At 68.9% G+C, this 235-nt stretch carries 1 protein-coding gene; it reads right to left on the bottom strand.

Annotation, left to right across the window (positions count from 1 at the left end):
- Positions 1–235 (bottom strand): hypothetical protein (locus ACQG3P_RS23865; RefSeq protein ID WP_426806436.1); only part of this gene is annotated, 235 nt, incomplete at both ends.

The raw sequence follows: 235 nt of genomic DNA, 5'->3' as shown, positions 1-235 counted from the left end.
GGTCGGCAGTAGCTCGGCTGCCAGCTGGGTGAACCAGCCCTGCGTTGCCGCGCGTAGGTCTTCCACACGGTCGTTGAACTCCGCCGCGGCGCCTGCCGTGTCGGCATCGATCACGATCCCCAGCGCCCGGGCACGCTCCTCCATGGTGCGGAGCCCATCCGCGCCCAAGCACAGGAACTCCCGGAACTCGGCACCGGACTTGCCGAACAGCTGCATGGCCAGCGCGGTCTTCGTC

This window comes from Stenotrophomonas sp. SrG, assembly GCF_050031795.1.
Classification (GTDB): domain Bacteria; phylum Pseudomonadota; class Gammaproteobacteria; order Xanthomonadales; family Xanthomonadaceae; genus Stenotrophomonas; species Stenotrophomonas rhizophila_A.
This window is presented reverse-complemented; position numbering and strand designations above follow the sequence as displayed.